General features: G+C 59.3%; 3 protein-coding genes and 1 pseudogene. 1 reads left to right on the top strand and 3 read right to left on the bottom strand.

Translation table 11 applies throughout. The features are described 5' to 3' along the window. A pseudogene (locus tag FS320_RS42190) lies at positions 1–128 on the top strand (IS3 family transposase); the annotation flags it as partial. Here FS320_RS42190 and FS320_RS42185 read toward each other — a convergent pair. The 3 genes from FS320_RS42185 to FS320_RS42175 all read right to left on the bottom strand — a co-directional run bounded on the left by FS320_RS42185 (position 109) and on the right by FS320_RS42175 (position 2,072). Then, the gene (locus tag FS320_RS42185) at positions 109–957 is read right to left on the bottom strand and encodes a hypothetical protein (protein WP_152718495.1); all 849 of its coding nucleotides are present in this window, start codon (positions 955–957) and stop codon (positions 109–111) included. The pseudogene FS320_RS42190 and the gene FS320_RS42185 sit on opposite strands and share 20 nt — an antisense overlap. A gap of 219 nt (positions 958–1,176) precedes the next feature. Next, positions 1,177–1,725, bottom strand: a complete 549-nt coding sequence (locus FS320_RS42180) for an HD domain-containing protein (protein WP_152718494.1) — start codon at positions 1,723–1,725, stop codon at positions 1,177–1,179. 50 nt (positions 1,726–1,775) lie between these two features. Then, positions 1,776–2,072, bottom strand: coding sequence for a cupin domain-containing protein (locus tag FS320_RS42175; RefSeq protein WP_338105692.1), 297 nt, complete (start codon positions 2,070–2,072; stop codon positions 1,776–1,778). Between the last annotated feature and the right edge of the window lie 34 nt (positions 2,073–2,106).

Below are 2,106 nucleotides of genomic sequence, written 5' to 3'. Positions count from 1 at the left end.
TCGCCACGCTCGAATGGGTCGATTGGTACAACAACCGGCGCCTGCTCGCGTCCATCGGCAGCATTCCGCCCGCCGAGGCGGAAGCCGCTTACTACGCTCAGCTTGAGGTCATGCCGATGGCCGCGTAGAATCCAAGCCCACCGGCCTCCGGAAAACTCGGCGCGATTCAGCGACCAGCGCTCCGTCTCGATGGGGATCATCCGAGGCTGGCTTGAAGTCCTCTGGGTAGAGGTGGCGCAGGAGCATTACAGCCGCCTCATAGCCGCATTGAATCACAAATGGCGGCTCGTGTTGGCCGCACTCCCGGACCGGGAACTTGCTCTCCCCCGCAAATCGGCTGACCGGCATGCCGTGATTGGCCGCAGACCCGGTCTGATTTCGGTCGAACTGGAGGTTCGGCTCGTGGACTCCGAGACCATCATACAACCGTTCGAGGGTTTCCATCACCTGGAGCGGGACAAGGGTATCGCTCTTGCCGTGGAACAGCCAGACCCGGCTACTCGCGAGATTGGAAGGATTGTCGATCAGACCCTGGCCTGCCGCCTCTCTGATGATCTTGAGAGAATCCTCAGCCTGTGGTGCTGAGGGACGAAGGCCGTAGTAGCGGGCACCATAGTAATGGGTACAGGCCACCACTGCCGCCGAGACACGATCCAGATTGACGGACCAGAAGGGCAGCCACGGGTTCGGAATGGCCTCGACACAGCCGTATGGCCCTCCTGCGAGGATGCCTGCGCTTTTGACAAGGCTGGAGAAGGCGACATGGAACTGATGTGCGAAGAACCCACCCGAGGACAGACCAGATACGGTGACCGCCGCTCGATCCATGTGGGGCAGCGTGGGCAGCTTCTGGCCCGTCTGCTGCGGCGGTGGATCAGGCAGGCTGTCATGATTTGCCCGCCCATCCCCTGGCAGCAGCGCAACAACCAGTCCCAGCACTGCGAATGGGCGTCTCATGATCGTGAACCCCTACGATTCCCCGGAAATCTACAATCCGATCACCGTCCTTTGACGGTCCCACCGGAGTATACACATGGCTATTAGGAACCCTAAAAGCCGGGATTGTGAGTTCAAAAAGGTGGAGGCCGCAAAGATCGAGTGATTGTAGCCGGGAGCACTGTCGCGGAAACAGGGTCCAAAACGGGCCTTGCTGGAACTGTCGAATTGATCTCTCGGTTAGGACTTCGGCTTCACTGATTGTTCGGCCTCTTCAGCAACCCAGTCGAATTCCTGCTCCAACTGGGCATTGATCCCTCGCAAGCCTACGACGACATCGCGTGCCCATGAGATGTAGTTCAGTCTGCGCTTCACCGACCAATCTGGTCCGAGACCAGCGCTGATCACCCTCACGTTGCTGATCTTGTCGGCGAGTTTGATGATCTTTGCCCGATCCGATTTCTTGGCCGCTTGCTCAACCTGCAAGCGTTTGCGCTCCTCATCCGGAAGGCTCATGTCATCGGTGACTTCTTCAACGAGCCTCGCCACGTCCTCTCCGAACTCCTCGGCAATCATCGGACGTGGCACTTCCTGGTCCTCGATAGCATCATGCAGCAGCGCGGCAATCACGAGGTCCGGGTCCCGCCCCTCAGTGGCGTCGGCAACGAGTGCCGCAACCTCCAAGAGATGATTGATGTAGGGTTCCTGCGCCACCCCTTTCTTTTTCTGATGAACATGCCAGGAAGCCGCCGCATGAGCGGCTTTGAGAACGCGAATTAGGTCTTCCATGCTCAGCCTCAGAGAGGAAGCAAGTGTAGGCTCCGTCACTGCAAGCAGCCCTAAGACTGCTCACGCCCATGCACCTCGGCGGGAGGTGCAGTCGCCTCGACTGCCGTAAACTTCTCCAAAATCCGGTAGGTGTGCTCGGCCCCTGCGGGAACCACCCACGAATCTCCGGGCTCCAGCCGCACCGTCTGTCCTTCGATTTCCAGTTCGGCTCGTCCGGAGAGTACATAGCCAACCACCTCGTACTCATGCTTAGCTGTTTGGTGGCGGAACGTTGTTGGGATCGGGTGCGTTACGCCATTGAGGAGTACACTTGGCGCTTTGACGGCCTGCGACGCCGAGCTTCTCACCGCAGGAGGACGTGATGCACTCCCTTCATCCGCA

This window comes from Microvirga tunisiensis (genome assembly GCF_009296175.1).
Classification (GTDB): Bacteria; Pseudomonadota; Alphaproteobacteria; order Rhizobiales; family Beijerinckiaceae; genus Microvirga; species Microvirga tunisiensis.
Note: the sequence above shows the minus strand (reverse complement) of the source record. Positions and strands in the feature narration are given on the sequence as shown.